Origin of the sequence: Flavobacterium sp. (assembly GCF_043779715.1) — a bacterium.
GTDB lineage: Bacteria > Bacteroidota > Bacteroidia > Flavobacteriales > Flavobacteriaceae > Flavobacterium.
In genome coordinates this window covers 1-13,809 of record NZ_JAYWDT010000229.1, presented here as the reverse complement: position 1 = coordinate 13,809, position 13,809 = coordinate 1, and the positions used below count along the sequence as shown (strand labels likewise).

At 33.0% G+C, this 13,809-nt stretch carries 15 protein-coding genes; 13 read left to right on the top strand and 2 right to left on the bottom strand.

What is annotated here, in order from left to right; all coding sequences use genetic code 11:
- The first annotated feature begins 151 nt into the window (after positions 1-151).
- The 11 genes from ACH2BG_RS11075 (at position 152) to ACH2BG_RS11025 (ending at position 9,690) form a co-directional block, all read left to right on the top strand.
- A complete protein-coding gene (locus ACH2BG_RS11075; protein WP_395047755.1) occupies positions 152-970 on the top strand; it encodes a MotA/TolQ/ExbB proton channel family protein in 819 nt (272 codons plus the stop codon).
- Between the two features lie 66 nt (positions 971-1,036).
- Positions 1,037-1,654 carry an ExbD/TolR family protein gene (locus tag ACH2BG_RS11070; protein ID WP_395047754.1) on the top strand — a complete coding sequence of 206 codons (618 nt, stop codon included), beginning with the start codon at positions 1,037-1,039 and terminating at the stop codon, positions 1,652-1,654.
- Positions 1,655-1,673: 19 nt separating this feature from the next.
- Positions 1,674-2,219, top strand: a complete 546-nt coding sequence (locus tag ACH2BG_RS11065) for an ExbD/TolR family protein (protein ID WP_395047753.1) — start codon at positions 1,674-1,676, stop codon at positions 2,217-2,219.
- Between the two features lie 26 nt (positions 2,220-2,245).
- Complete coding sequence (locus ACH2BG_RS11060; RefSeq protein WP_395047752.1) at positions 2,246-3,061, top strand: energy transducer TonB; 816 nt, start codon at positions 2,246-2,248, stop codon at positions 3,059-3,061.
- A gap of 226 nt (positions 3,062-3,287) precedes the next feature.
- The gene (locus tag ACH2BG_RS11055; protein WP_395047751.1) at positions 3,288-4,196 is read left to right on the top strand and encodes a PstS family phosphate ABC transporter substrate-binding protein; all 909 of its coding nucleotides are present in this window, start codon (positions 3,288-3,290) and stop codon (positions 4,194-4,196) included.
- 15 nt (positions 4,197-4,211) lie between these two features.
- Positions 4,212-5,906: a tetratricopeptide repeat protein gene (locus ACH2BG_RS11050; protein WP_395047750.1), complete on the top strand. Its 1,695-nt coding sequence runs from the start codon at positions 4,212-4,214 to the stop codon at positions 5,904-5,906.
- Between the two features lie 265 nt (positions 5,907-6,171).
- Complete coding sequence (locus ACH2BG_RS11045) at positions 6,172-6,804, top strand: 7-carboxy-7-deazaguanine synthase QueE (protein ID WP_395047749.1); 633 nt, start codon at positions 6,172-6,174, stop codon at positions 6,802-6,804.
- A 2-nt stretch (positions 6,805-6,806) separates the two neighbouring features.
- Positions 6,807-7,097 (top strand): energy transducer TonB, encoded by a 291-nt coding sequence (locus ACH2BG_RS11040; RefSeq protein ID WP_395047748.1) that lies wholly within the window; start codon positions 6,807-6,809, stop codon positions 7,095-7,097.
- Positions 7,098-7,403: 306 nt separating this feature from the next.
- Positions 7,404-7,796 carry an energy transducer TonB gene (locus tag ACH2BG_RS11035; protein WP_395047747.1) on the top strand — a complete coding sequence of 131 codons (393 nt, stop codon included), beginning with the start codon at positions 7,404-7,406 and terminating at the stop codon, positions 7,794-7,796.
- Positions 7,797-8,056: 260 nt separating this feature from the next.
- Positions 8,057-8,452, top strand: a complete 396-nt coding sequence (locus ACH2BG_RS11030; RefSeq protein ID WP_395047746.1) for an energy transducer TonB — start codon at positions 8,057-8,059, stop codon at positions 8,450-8,452.
- 80 nt (positions 8,453-8,532) lie between these two features.
- Positions 8,533-9,690 (top strand): aminotransferase class V-fold PLP-dependent enzyme, encoded by a 1,158-nt coding sequence (locus ACH2BG_RS11025; RefSeq protein ID WP_395047745.1) that lies wholly within the window; start codon positions 8,533-8,535, stop codon positions 9,688-9,690.
- Positions 9,691-9,833: 143 nt separating this feature from the next.
- Here the strand turns inward: ACH2BG_RS11025 and ACH2BG_RS11020 are convergent, their stop codons facing one another.
- Positions 9,834-10,535 (bottom strand): class I SAM-dependent methyltransferase, encoded by a 702-nt coding sequence (locus ACH2BG_RS11020; protein ID WP_395047744.1) that lies wholly within the window; start codon positions 10,533-10,535, stop codon positions 9,834-9,836.
- A 77-nt stretch (positions 10,536-10,612) separates the two neighbouring features.
- Between ACH2BG_RS11020 and ACH2BG_RS11015 the strand changes: the two genes are divergently transcribed.
- Positions 10,613-11,107: a YkgJ family cysteine cluster protein gene (locus tag ACH2BG_RS11015; protein WP_395047743.1), complete on the top strand. Its 495-nt coding sequence runs from the start codon at positions 10,613-10,615 to the stop codon at positions 11,105-11,107.
- Positions 11,108-11,117: 10 nt separating this feature from the next.
- Here the strand turns inward: ACH2BG_RS11015 and ACH2BG_RS11010 are convergent, their stop codons facing one another.
- Entirely contained in the window at positions 11,118-12,329 is a 1,212-nt protein-coding gene (locus tag ACH2BG_RS11010; RefSeq protein WP_395047742.1) for an exo-beta-N-acetylmuramidase NamZ domain-containing protein, read from the bottom strand.
- Positions 12,330-12,350: 21 nt separating this feature from the next.
- Between ACH2BG_RS11010 and ACH2BG_RS11005 the strand changes: the two genes are divergently transcribed.
- Positions 12,351-13,604: an ABC transporter permease gene (locus ACH2BG_RS11005; protein WP_395047741.1), complete on the top strand. Its 1,254-nt coding sequence runs from the start codon at positions 12,351-12,353 to the stop codon at positions 13,602-13,604.
- The last annotated feature ends 205 nt before the right edge of the window (positions 13,605-13,809 follow it).

The window sequence follows — 13,809 nt, the reverse complement described above, 5'->3', positions numbered from 1 at the left end:
TTAAATATTTTCAATATACTATTATCGTTATTAATGGTTAGAAAGTTTAAAAAAAGTTTTTTTATTACAACTAAAAAATTAAATTTGCGTTCACTATTTAATAATTACAAAAGAAATTATAATCAATTAAGAAAATTTAAATTTTAAGAAAATGGCAAACGTTAAAAAAGAAAGTAGTTCAAACGGAGGAGATGTGTTCTCAGGAATAGTTATCGTATCATGTATTGTAGTTGGAATTTTAGTTTGGAAATTCGTGATGGGTTCTGGGGCAAATTTTGCTGGAGGAATTTCAGGAGGAACGCCACTACCAGGAAACTACCGTGCAATGGTTTATAATGGAGGTCCAATTGTGCCAGTTTTGATGGGATTATTATTAATGGTTGTTGTTTTCGGAATCGAAAGATTTATGGTTATATCTAAAGCTGCTGGAAAAGGTAACTTAGATAAATTTATGACAAAAGTTCAAGCAAGCGTTACTTCTGGAGATATTGACGGAGCTATCGATGCTTGCGACAAACAAAAGGGATCAGTTGCAAATACAATAAAAGCAGGTTTGGTAAAATACCAAGCAGTAAAAGCAGAAGGTTTCAATAGCGAAGATGCTACAGAAACTATTCACAAAGAAATTGAAGAAGTTACTTCTCTTGAAATGCCAATGTTAGAGAAAAATTTAACAATCATTTCTACGTTAGTATCTTTAGGAACTCTTGCAGGTCTTTTGGGAACTGTAACAGGTATGATTAAAGCATTTGCTGGATTAGCAGGTGGTGGTGGAGCAGATTCTGCTGAATTAGCAAATGGTATTTCTGAAGCACTTATCAATACTGCAACAGGTATCGCGACTTCTGCATTAGCAATCGTTGTTTACAACTACTTTACTTCAAAAATTGACACGTTAACTTATTCTATCGACGAAGCTGCAAATACTATCGTGAATACTTACAGACGTTTCAAAGGAAGTGTAAAATAATATCAAAATAGTGTAATGAAGGGAGAAGAATAATCTTCTTTCTTCGTTATATATAAAAATAAAATTATGGCTAAAGCAAAATCGCAAAAAAAGGCAGCCGCTATCGACATGACAGCAATGTGTGACGTAGCCTTCCTTTTGCTAACTTTCTTTATCTTGACCGCTACAGCAAAGCAACCAGAGCCATTACCAGTTGATACGCCAAGTTCTACAGTGCAAACAAAATTGCCTGAAAAAGATTTAGCCATGTTAACAGTAGGTAACGGTAAAGTGTTTTTTGGAGTAACAGGAAAAGATGTTAGAAAAAGAACACTAGAGCTAATGGGTACTAAATACAGTATGACATTTACTCCAGAAGAAATGAAAAGATTCTCGCAAATGGACGGTTTTGGTGTGCCAATGACACAGCTAAAAAGTCTAATCGCTAAGAATAGTGCAGAAAGAAACCAAAAAAACTTGCAACCAGGTATTCCTAAAGATTCTCTAGACAACCAGTTGAAAGAATGGATTTATAATGCAAGAATTGCAACTGATGAAGTTACGGGTGGTAGACAACTTAAGGTAGCTATAAAAGGTGATGCAAAACAAGAATATCCTCAAATTAAAAAGGTGATGGATATTTTGCAAGACCAGAAAATAAACCAGTTTAATCTAGTTACTGGATTACGCGGGGAAGATTTTTAATATTTAAAAAAATACAACGATGGCAGAATTAAATACTGGCGACGGCGGCGGAAAAGGTGATAAGAAAGTAAGGAGTAAAAAATCAAATTCCCGTGTAGATTTAACAGCAATGGTAGATTTAGCTTTTTTACTTATAACGTTCTTTATGTTGACGACTTCGCTAAACAAACCTCAATCTATGGATTTAGGTATGCCTGATAAAGAGGAAGATCCAACAAAAAAACAAACAATAGATGTTGCTGACAATAGATCTTTAACTGTTCTTTTAGGAGAAAATAATGAAGTGAAGTGGTATCTAGGGCAATTTGGAACACCTTTAGCTGGTCCAGAACAAGTTACTTATGGTAAAGAAGGTATTCGAAAAGAAATTTTAGCTAGAGTTAAATCTGTTGTTGCTGAAACAGGAGATCCTAAAAAAGGATTAATAGTAATCATCAAGCCAAGTGAAAAATCAACTTACAGTAATCTAGTTGATATCCTTGACGAGATGGCTATTTGTAAAGTGAAAACTTATGCAATTGTAGATATTACAAAAGAAGAAGTAGCTTTATTAGATAAAGAATAGGTTTTTTTAACCAAAAAAATAAGAAAATGAAATTAGATTTATTTAAACCACAATGGTTAGATTTAGTTTTCGAAGGACGTAACAAAAAGTATGGTGCTTATGAGTTGCGAAAAGAGAATCCTAAAACATCTATCAAAGCATTACTAGGCGGTGCCTTTGTTTTTGCCTTTGCTTTAGGTTTGCCAATGCTTCTAGATATGATTCCAGATAGCGAAGCAAAAAACACACTCGACGAAAAAGTAGTCTTGGTAGATATAGAGAAACCAAAAGACATTATAAAGCCACCCCCACCGCCTCCAGAGCCACCAAAACCAAAGATTGACGAAGTGAAATTTGTTGCTCCTAAGGTTGTGCCAAAAGAGAAAGTAGTAGAGGAAATTAAGACTATCGAAGAGCTTAAAGATAAAACTATTGCTGAAAAAGATCAAAAAGGAGATCCAAATGCAAAAATTGTAATCGATCAGCCAACAGGAGATGGTGACCAAGGTGCTGAAATTGTAGACAACACTATTTACAACTCTGCAGGTATCGAAGTACAACCAGGCTTTCCAGGAGGTATGGAGAAGTTTTATGGTTTTATCAAAAAAAATTATGATATTGAGGGAATCAGAGATAAATTAGACAGAGATCTTACTGGAAAAGTATTTGTGAAGTTTGTTGTTGAAAAAGACGGAACTTTAACAGATATTCAAGTAATTAGAGATTTAGGTTACGGAACAAAAGAAGAAGCAATAAGAGTACTTCGTAAAGTTCCTAAATGGACTCCAGGGATTCAAAATGGAAAACCAGTTAGAGCTAGTTTCTCATTGCCAATAAATCTTAGTATAACAACTGGAGAATAATGAATAATGATGATTCAAATAATACAAAGAAGAAATCGCTCAAAGAGCGATTTCTTCTCGTTATAGGAATATTGTTTTTCTGTTTGTATTTGACATTTGGCTTAGCGGTAATCTTCTGGAAAGACTTTCCTCTTAACATGTCTAATGGTTATAGAATTGCTTTAGGTACTATAGTTATTGTGTATGCTTTTTTGCGATTCATTCGTTTCTTTCAAAAATCAGAATAATGAAAAAAATTAGTCTATTAGTTCTAATAAGTTGCTTGTTTATAGTTGTGTTTTCATGCGATAAAAAAGTAAAAAATCAAGAAGAAACTATCATAAAAGGAAAAGCTACTATTCTTGTCGATGAAACTTTGCTTCCTGTAATTGAAGATCAAAAAGAAGTTTTCGAAAATCAATACAATGCATCAATCACATTGGTTGGAAAATCGGAATCAGAAATTGTACAACTATTATCTAAAAACAAACAGCAATTAGCTATTTTGTCAAGAGAATTAACAGAAAGTGAAGCTGAAATTTTTAAAACAAAAAAAATCACACCTAGAATAACAACACTTGCAACAGATGCTATTGCTTTTATTTCACATAAAAATAACAGTGATACAATCATTGATTTAGAAAAAGTAATTACTTTTGTGCAAGGAAAAAATCAAAATGATTTCAAAGGGTTGGTTTTCGATAATCCAAATTCGAGTACAGTTCGTTATATTAAAGAACTAGCAAAAATTAATGTATTGCCAAAAGAGAAAATATTTTCTTTTCAAACAAATAATGAAGTCATACACTTTGTAGCTAAAAACGAAGGAATGATAGGGGTTGTTGGAGTAAATTGGTTGTCGCAACCATCGCCAGCAATGCGAGAAACGATAAAAATAGTTAAAGTATTAAGTGTTAAGTCTTTAAAAACCGCAACTTTCGTAAAACCAAGCCAAGATCATATAGCAAGCGGTTTGTATCCACTTACTCGAGAAGTGAAAATGTTAAATTATCAACCTTTTCCGGGTTTAGGCATGGGTTTTGCTTCCTTTGTAGCAGGGGAAATAGGACAACGTATTATTTTGAAATCAGGTCTCGTTCCTGCTAAAATACCAAACAGGAATATTATCCTCCGAAAAGAAATAAATAAAAAATAATAAATACAAAATAAAATGAATAAAGTTAAATTTTTCAGCATGGCATTAGTAGCCTTTGGATTTTCTACTTACGCACAAGAAGTCGAATTAGCTAAAAAAGCTATTGATGCTGAGCAGTACGAAAAAGCAAAATCTATTTTAAAAGCTGGTATACAAGCAAAACCTGATAATGGAAAAATTGCTTTTTTATTGGGTAATGTTTACTTGCAACAAAGTCAACAAGATTCTGCTAAAATGTTTTTTCAAAAAGGATTAGCTGCTAAAGAATTTGGAAGTTTTAATTATATCGGTCTAGGACAATTAGATTTAAATAATGGTAATGTTGATGCTGCGCAATTTAACTTTGATCAAGCTACAAAAGACATCAAAAAGAAAGATATAGAACAATTTATTTATATTGGAAAAGCATTTACAAATGCTGAGAAACCAGATTTCAAAAAAGCAATTGCTAATTTAACAAAAGCAAAAACTATAAATCCTAATGATGCACAAACGCAAATGGCTTTGGGAGATGCTTATTATGGAGATAGAAATCAAAATGAGGCTTATGCAGCTTATAGAAATGCATTTGAGGCAGATCCAACTTTGCTAAAAGCAAAAATGCAATTGGGTGTTTTGCTAAAAGGAGCAAAAGCATTTGCCGAAGCAAAATCTGCATTCGACGGAGTAGTTGCTATTAATCCAAATTACGGTCCAGTATATCGTGAACTAGCCGAAACTTATTATCAATGGGGAGCTAACGACAAAACAAAATACAAAGAATACACTGCAAAAGGATTAGAGTTTTACGAAAAATATATGAGTCTAACGGATTATTCATTAGCATCACGTTTTCGTCACGCAGAGTTTTTAATCTTAGCAAAAGATTACAAAGCACTTGAAAAAGAAGCTGAAGCAATGAAAAAGTTGGACAATGTAAACCCAAGAATTTTGCGTTATCTAGGCTATGCTTTATACGAAAACGGAAATTCTGACGGAGCAATACAAGCACTAACAGATTATACAACAAACCCAAAAAATAAAGTTATTGGTCGTGATTATTTGTATTTAGGTTTAGCACAACTAAAAAATTCAACACCAGCAGCTACAACACCTGAAGCAAAACCAGTAATAAATGAAGTTTTGTTTCAAACAGCAGTAGCTAATTTCCGTAAATCAGTCGATTTAGATAAGCCGATGGCAAATGAACTAAACGAAATTGGTAAAAAATATTTTGACCAAAAGTTGTACAAATACGCAGCAGATATATATGAAGTAGCAACATCTAACCCAAATTCTAAAAATTATTTATATGATAATTTCTATTTAGGATATGCATTGTATTTTGACAATTCAAGCAAAGATGCAGCAAAAATGGATATTGCAGCCCTAAAAAAGGCAGATAAAGCATTTGATAATGTGTCAATCGCTTCTCCAAAATTCCAAGATGCATACATATACAGAGCCAGAGTAAATAGTTTATTGCAAAATGATGCAGTAGCAGAAGAACAAATGGCAAAAAGCTACACAGACTATATTCGAGTAGTAACCGAAAAAGGAGCTGTCGAATTAGATAAGTCAGAAAACAAAGTAAAATTTGTAGAAGCTTACCAAAATTTAGCTTTGCACAACAAAAAAGACAAAGTAAAAGCTACCGAATATATCACAAAAGCATTAGCAATCGAGCCAACAAACTCTGATAGTTTAAACATTCAAAAAGCACTAAAATAATACACTAAAATTCCATAAAAACCGTCTTGTTCTAAAAAACGAGACGGTTTTTTTATGAGTGAAAATTTCAAATGTTTTTGACAATCACATTCCCGTTTTCGCCTTAATCTGTCCTCTCGAAAAAATGAGAGAGAGGATATCTCCCGAAAATTCGAGGCTATCAGGGCTATTTCAGATTTTTTATTTTTTATCAGAATTTTTAAAATCTAATATTCCAATAATCTAACAATCCAAATAACTATCTTTGCAAACTATTTAACATACAATGCTCACAAAAGAAATACAAATTGCAGTAGAAAAAGGAGAAATGCTTCCACTTATGGAAGAATTTTATACCATACAAGGAGAAGGATATCACACAGGAACAGCAGCTTATTTTATCCGAATAGGTGGTTGCGATGTAGGTTGCCATTGGTGCGACGTAAAAGAAAGCTGGAACGCAGCACTTCATCCGCCAACAAAGACAGATGTCATTGTCGAAAACGCAAAAAAATACGCAAAAACAATTGTCGTAACAGGAGGAGAACCACTCACTTGGGATATGACAGTTTTGACCCAAAAGCTAAAAGCAGAAAATCTACAAGTGCATATCGAGACCTCTGGAGCTTATCCAGTAACAGGAAATTGGGATTGGTTTTGTCTTTCGCCTAAAAAAAATAAACTTCCAGTAACAGATGCTTATGCCATTGCGCATGAGTTAAAAGTAATTATTTACAACAAACACGATTTTATTTTTGCAGAAGAACAAGCCGCAAAAGTCAATAAAAACGCCATACTTTTTCTTCAACCAGAATGGAGTAAAAAAGAAGAAATGACGCCGCTTATTGTCGATTATGTAATGAATAACCCAAAATGGAGAGTGTCCTTACAAACACACAAATATTTGAATATACCTTAAGTATGAAGAAATTTTTAATTATTTTAATTGTTGTCTTAACGTTTCACGCAAGAGGATTTTCCCAAGAATCTAATATTGAACCAATTTATAGCTCGGTTGGTATAGAAAAACAACCAGAATTTCCAGGAGGATTTAAAGAATTTGGAAATTATGTTCAGCGAAATTACAAATACCCAAATGTACCTTTTTTAAAAGGACAAGTTTTTGTAGAATTTGTAATTGAAAAAGATGGAAGCGTTGCAGGTATAAGAGTAATTAGAGATATTGGATACGGAACAGGAGAAGAGGCATAAGGTTAATGAAAAATTGCCCAAATTGGTCACCAGGAATTCAAGATGGCAAGCCAGTTAGAGTAAGGTATTCTTTACCAATTGCTATAAATTTAAAATAAAAAGCATTAAATTTTTCACTACAGACTGCGTATTTCGTCTATAAAAAATAACGTTTCATCGATTTTATTTCGCTATTAAAAATATTTACAATACACTTGCTAAAGTTTTAATAATCAAAATATTAAAATTTTTTTCGCCCCAATGAAAACAGCTTAAAATTATGTTTGGGATTTGTTTAAACAAGTTTAACCTAAATACCACATAATCATGAAAAGAAATTTGCTCCTAGCAATTGCTATGCTTGTGACACAATTTATTTTTGCACAAGCGCCATTAAGCGTAGCTAAAAGTCTTGCTATTAGTTATGAAGATGCGGAAGTAAAACCTGAATTTCCAGGAGGATATAATGAGTTTATGAAATTTATTGGTCAAAATTTTATAACTCCAGATTCAGAAGGGCTTTCTGGGACTATAAAAATTAGCTTTGTTGTAGAGGTTTCGGGAAAAATTACTGAAATAAAAATACTAAAAGATTTAGGTTCAGGAACAGGAGAAGAAGCAAAAAGAGTAATTGCTAAATCCCCTAATTGGTCACCTGGTGAGCAAGATGGGAAACGAGTAAGAGTCACATTCCAATTGCCAATTATTATAAAAGGTTAGTGATTTTATCATTTCGCTTTTATAAAAAACATTCACTCATTTTTATGAATGTTTTTTATAATTCTAATTTTCAATTAGTTATGATTATAGAGAACGATAAAAATCCATATTTTATATTATTTACGTAAGAATATTTAGATATAAAAAAAACATTCATGTATTTCGTCGATTTTATTTCGCACTTTAGCGATATTTATATATCATTGTATAGAAATTACTCGCCCCGGTAATGTTTGTTAAATGATTAAATACAATGAGTTATGAAAAAATTTTTGATTTTATTTGTTTTTACCGTGTGTACAAACATATTATTGTCTCAAACAGCTACGAGGCAAATGAGTGAAACACCAGTTCAATACGAAATGGTACAAACAAAACCAGTTTTTCCAGGAGGAATAAATGAGTTTATGAAGTTTGTGATGAAGAATTATCAATCACCAGTAACGGAAGAAGAAGAAGTTGAAACAGGTGTTCTCGAAGTGAGTATTGTTATAGATGTCGACGGAAGTATTAGTAAAGTTAATATTATTAAAGAAGTTGGTAACGCAGGAAAAGAAGTAAAAAGAGTATTGGCAAAATGTCCTAAATGGTCTCCAGGTAGCCAAAACGGAGTAAATGTTCCAGTGGTTTACAATTTTCCTATAAAAATTCAATAAGAATAAAAAGTGTAATTTAGAATCCCATTTGCTATTGCGAATGGGATTTTTTTATTTATATTAGTTTCAAAATAGAAATAATGAAATCACAATTCCTACTTGATAAGACTATCACTTTTTTAAACCATGGTTCTTTTGGAGCTTGCCCAAAACTTATTTTCGAGGAATTTCAGCGATTTCAATTAGAATTGGAAAATGAACCTGTTCAGTTTATTCAGAAAAAATTAAATGGATATTTAAAAATAGCTCGAGAAAGTTTAGCAAAATTTGTGGGTTGCGAAGCTCAAGATTTATATTTTACACCAAACCCTACATTTGCAATTAATACCATTATGCGTAGTTTGAATTTGCAAGAAGGAGATGAAATCTTAACTACTAACCATGAATATGGTGCTATGGATAGAGTTTGGAATTTCTATTGCAAGAAAACTGGAGTGAAATATATTCGTCAAGAAATTTCTTTACCCATACTTTCTAAAGAACAAATTCTTGAGGAATTTTGGAAAGGTTATACTGTAAAAACTAAAGTTGTTTTCATCAATCAAATGTCAAGTGCAACGGCTTTACTGTTTCCGGTAAAAGAAATTTGTGATAAAGCCCAAGAATTAGGACTAATAACGATCGTTGACGGCGCTCATATTCCAGGACATATTGACTTAAATATCCAAGAGTTAAATCCTGATTATTATACAGGAACGCTACATAAATGGATGTTAGCTCCAAAAGGAAGCTCATTTTTGTATGTAAAAAAAGAATTTCAAAACGATTTAGACCCGCTAGTGGTGAGTTGGGGTTATGAAAGCTTGTTTCCTGGAGAAAGTCAGTTTTTAGATTATCACGAACAGCAAGGAACTCGTGATGTTTCTGCTTTTTTGTGTACACCAACCGTGGTAAGTTTTTTAGAAAATAATAATTGGAAACAAAAATCTAAAGATTGCAAACAAATTATTTTAGATAATTACCAACGGTTTTGCGATTTGTTAGGAACAAAACCTATTTGTCCAATTACTTCTGAATTCCTTGGGCAAATGGCAAGCATTCCTGTGAAAACGGATAGTGCGCAAGAATTGAAAGATTTATTGTATGATAAATACAAAATTCAAATTCCAGTGATGCCGATTAATGGGAATTATTATATCAGATATTCTATAAATGCGTACAATTCGCAAGAAGATTTAGATATTTTGTATGCTGCTTTGCAAGATATTATTGAAACGACTGATTTGATTAAAGTGTAATTTTGATAATAGCCCAGATTACTTCACCTAATTTTTATTTTCATTGGAGTTCTGTGAACTTCGTCTGTAGTGAAAATCCTTTTGATTTTTTTTAAAAGCAAAAGATTGCAATCTCGTCTTTTAGGATGAGACGGGATTAGCTCCTAAAAAAGTCTCGCTAAATAATCAAAATGTTCGCCTTCTAAAATCAATTCGCATTGCAAACCATTTGTATTTGCTGCATTTTGAAGTGTATTGTAATCTAAATACAACCAAGGGAAAGGGTCTTCTTTTTCGTTTTTGTATGAAACGATGAAAGTCAGTTCGCCATAATATCCGTTAGAAGGAATCCATTTTCCACCATCTTCATCATCATCGAACATATAAATAATATCGGAAGAATCTATTAATATTTGTCCGTTTGGATTTAATAAAGATTTTAGTTTCTTAAGATATTTAGTGGTTTCTGTTAATGTCCCGAAAATTCCTGTTCCGTTCATTAATAAGATAATGGTGTCAAATTTTTCGTTTTCAATATCCAAAATATTCGCAACACGAGCATTTTTTAAACCACGAAGCTGGCAAGCTTCAATTGCTTTTTCGGAAATATCTATCGAAGTAACGGTTAGATTTCGTTCGTTTTGTAGCGATAACGAATGACTTCCTGCTCCACAACCCACATCTAGAACCTTTCCTTTTGCAAGTTGCAAGGCTTTTTGTTCCAACTTTGGCATTTCGGCGTAAGACCGAAACAAATACGCAACGCTCATTTCGTCGGCTTCGGAAATAGAAGTTTCGGTAATAAGGTCTTCGGGCGAATTGTTTGTTTGGTAATCGAGTATGGCTTTTCCGAAAAGATCTTTCATAATAAGTTTATTCGTTTATGCGGTTATTTGTGTATTTGATTTGAGTAAATTTGCACAATCAACTTTAAACTTTAAACTTGAAACAAATTTTACAACAACTTCCTAAAGAAGCCAAAGATAAGCATATAGAAAACAAAAAGTATTTTGTAAAGCTAAAAAATAAGCCGCCCAAAAACTTAGATTATGTGATGCAAGATTTGCATGATGCCGAATTCAAAAAAACCAATTGTTTAGATTGTGCTAATTGTTGTAAAACAACTGGGCCGCTTTTTACTAGTGCCGATATTGAACGTATTTCGAAACACTTGCGTCAGAAACCACAACAGTTTATCGACCAGTATTTACGAATGGATGAAGATCAGGATTATGTGTTGCAAACTGTCCCTTGTCATTTCTTAGATCAAAATAATTCTTGTTTTATATATGATGTTCGACCAAAAGCTTGTCGGGAATTCCCACATACTGATAGAAAGAAGTTTAATCAAATTACGGATTTGACCCTAAAAAATGTTGCGATTTGTCCTGCAGCATTTAATATTGTGGAGAAAATGAAGCTAAAAATGCCATTGTAAAAGACAGATTTTAATAAATTAAATATTTCGTCCTCATTTTTTTAAACGCAACCAGTCCGCTTTCCCAAGATCTCCTAATTTCAGTTTCAGATGTTCCGGTTTCAATTTGTTGTTGCAATTTCTTTGTGCCAGCAAGTTTTGTGAAAAAGGAATTAAAAAACTTCGATTTATCTGAATTGGTTTGATAGGCTTTGATAAGCCATTTTAGTTCCAATTGTTTTACTTTGGCAACAGCCGATAAATCCTCTCCATAGCATTCGATATTTTTATAAGTTGGTTCTTTTGCTCCAAAATTAGGAATAGGTGTAAAGCTAAAATTGCTTTTTGGTAAATAAGGCGAACCATAAATCTGAAATTGCTTTTCGGTTCCTCGACCCACACTCACATTTGTGCCTTCAAAAAAACACAAACTGGCATACAAGTTTATCGATTGGTCGTTTGGTAAATTTGGCGATGGTTTTGTAGGTAAACTATATGTCATTTCTCTTTTGTAATTCAAACAAGGAATAACTGTTAGTTTGCATTGAATTCCGTTTTTTAGCCATTTTTCACCATTTATCATTTTCCCGTATTCGCCAATCGTCATTCCGTGCAAGGTTGGGATAGGATGCATTCCCACAAAACTGGTAAATTCCTTTTCAAGAATAGGGCCATCCACAATACTGCCATTGGGATTTGGTCTGTCTAAAATAATAAGTTGAATATTATTTTCGGCACAAGCTTCCATAATATAATGTAAGGATGATATATAGGTATAAAATCTTGCGCCAACATCTTGTAAATCGAAAATCATGATGTCAATTCCTACCAATTGTTCGGGTTTTGGTTTTTTGTTGTCGCCATAAAGCGAAATAATTGGTAAGCCAGTTTTAGAGTCCTTTCCGTCAATTACATGTTCTCCAGCATCCGCAGTCCCACGAAATCCATGTTCTGGAGCGAATATTTTCGATAAATTTATTTTTTTTGATAATAGAAAATCGACCAAATGGGTTTTGTCTGTCAAAATCCCAGTCTGATTCGTAACGATTCCAATTTTTTTATCTTTCAATAAAGGTAAATAGGCAGTATAATTATCGGCTCCTGTCAATATTTTCATATCAACAATTGGTTTTTGAGTTGTTGTTTCGGTTTCTTTCGACTTTTGACTTTCGGCTTTCGATTTATTAGCACTTCCGCAAGAAAAAACAACCATCAAAAGGAATAAAACTGTATTTTTGGACATCAATTTATAAATCATAACTGTTTGAATTTAGAATATTTCATAGCAAAGAGATTAACCAACGCTAAAGATCATAAAAGTAGTATATCTGCGCCAATTATAAAAATAGCAATAACCGCAATTGCCATTGGTATGATTATGATGATTGTTTCTATTGCCACTGGAACAGGATTACAACAAAAAATACGTCAAAAAGTAGCGGCTTTCAATGGACACATACTTATTTCAAATTTTGATGACAATCAATCTCAAGTTAGTTTGTCTCCAATATCGACCAATCAAGATTTTTATCCCAAATTCACTTCTGTCGAAGGAATACAGCATATTCAAGCCGTAGCAAGCAAAGCAGGGATTATTAGAACCGAAAAAGCTTTTGAAGGAATAGTTTTCAAAGGCGTAGGAAAAGAATACCGTTGGGAAAACCTGACCGAATATTTAGTGAAAGGTCGAATTCCGAACTTAAAATCGGAACTTAACTCCGAAATTCTCATATCAGAATACCTAGCAAACAGATTACAACTAAATTTGGGTGACAAATGCAATACTTTCTTTATGAAGGACAGCGGCAATCACATGCCAAATCTGCGAGTTTTTACTATTGTCGGAATTTACAACTCAGGATTTCAGGAATTTGATGCTACCTATATAATAGGTGACATTCGACACATTCAGCGAATCAACAAATGGAAACCAACCGAAGTAGGAGCTTTCGAAGTATTTATAAATGATTTCGACAAAATCGAAGAAAAAGGAGCCGAATTATATGACAACTCACAAAACAAAACCGATGCTTCAAAAACCTTAGACACCCAAACAATAGTCCAAAAATACTATTACATATTCGAATGGCTCAAATTATTCGATTTCAATATCATTGTTATACTTGTCATTATGATAGTAGTTTCAACAATCAATATGGTTGTAGCATTATTAGTATTAGTTCTCGAGCGAACACAAATGGTAGGAATTCTAAAATCGTTGGGAGCAAACAACTGGTCGGTACGTAAAATATTTCTTTATAACGCAGCACATCTAATCATAAAAGGGCTGTTCTGGGGAAATATAATAGGAATAGGATTGTTACTTGTTCAAAAACACACAGGGATAATCAAGCTTAATCCCGAAAATTATTATGTTAACCAAGCACCAGTCAATATAAATATAGGATATATTCTCTTACTTAATCTAGGGACAATAATAATATGTCTATTAGTTTTGCTAATCCCTTCCTATATAATAACCAAGATATCTCCGGTCAAAGCCATTAAGTTTAGTTAAGTTTTAATTTAGGGCGTGTCCCTTCGTCTCGTTTTTTGGAACGAGACGAAGGGTCGGGCTATGCGTTACAATCTTTGGCTCGTTCCTCGCAAAAGGATTTTCACTGCTATCCCTCACGCGCAGAAGTAATTCTTCAGCCATTCAATTTCGCCACAAACGGCATAAATCCGTTTAAATCTGCGTTTTGATTTATCAAATCCGTATC